Below are 574 nucleotides of genomic sequence, written 5' to 3'. Positions count from 1 at the left end.
GCTATCGCCAAGCGGTAAGGCAACGGATTTTGATTCCGTCATGCGTTGGTTCGAATCCAGCTAGCCCAGCCATAGAGAGCCATTAGCTCAGTTGGTAGAGCATCTGACTTTTAATCAGAGGGTCGAAGGTTCGAGTCCTTCATGGCTCACCATGTATATTCACACGCGGGTGTGGCGGAATTGGCAGACGCGCTAGACTTAGGATCTAGTGTCTTATGACGTGGGGGTTCAAGTCCCTTCACCCGCATCTTAAATTAGACAATAACGCGGAAGTAGTTCAGTGGTAGAACACCACCTTGCCAAGGTGGGGGTCGCGAGTTCGAACCTCGTCTTCCGCTCCATATATATTGGCGGCATAGCCAAGTGGTAAGGCCAAGGTCTGCAAAACCTTTATCACCGGTTCAAATCCGGTTGCCGCCTCCACGTATAAGTCCTGCCGGGGTGGTGGAATTGGCAGACACACAGGACTTAAAATCCTGCGGTAGGTGACTACCGTGCCGGTTCAAGTCCGGCCCTCGGCACCATTTTAATAAGCGCCCGTAGCTCAATTGGATAGAGCGTTTGACTACGGATC

Annotated in this window: 5 tRNA genes; all 5 read left to right on the top strand. The window is 51.9% G+C overall.

Going from position 1 to position 574, the window contains the following annotated elements:
• The first annotated feature begins 76 nt into the window (after window positions 1-76).
• The 5 genes from AC1DEF_RS29145 to AC1DEF_RS29125 all read left to right on the top strand — a co-directional run bounded on the left by AC1DEF_RS29145 (window position 77) and on the right by AC1DEF_RS29125 (window position 524).
• Window positions 77-152, top strand: a tRNA-Lys gene (locus AC1DEF_RS29145).
• 13 nt (window positions 153-165) lie between these two features.
• Window positions 166-247, top strand: a tRNA-Leu gene (locus AC1DEF_RS29140).
• A 19-nt stretch (window positions 248-266) separates the two neighbouring features.
• A tRNA-Gly gene (locus tag AC1DEF_RS29135) sits at window positions 267-341 on the top strand.
• 8 nt (window positions 342-349) lie between these two features.
• A tRNA-Cys gene (locus AC1DEF_RS29130) sits at window positions 350-423 on the top strand.
• Between the two features lie 12 nt (window positions 424-435).
• Window positions 436-524, top strand: a tRNA-Leu gene (locus AC1DEF_RS29125).
• Window positions 525-574 lie beyond the last annotated feature (50 nt).

The organism is Priestia sp. 10L35, from assembly GCF_056395685.1.
Note: the sequence above shows the minus strand (reverse complement) of the source record. Positions and strands in the feature narration are given on the sequence as shown.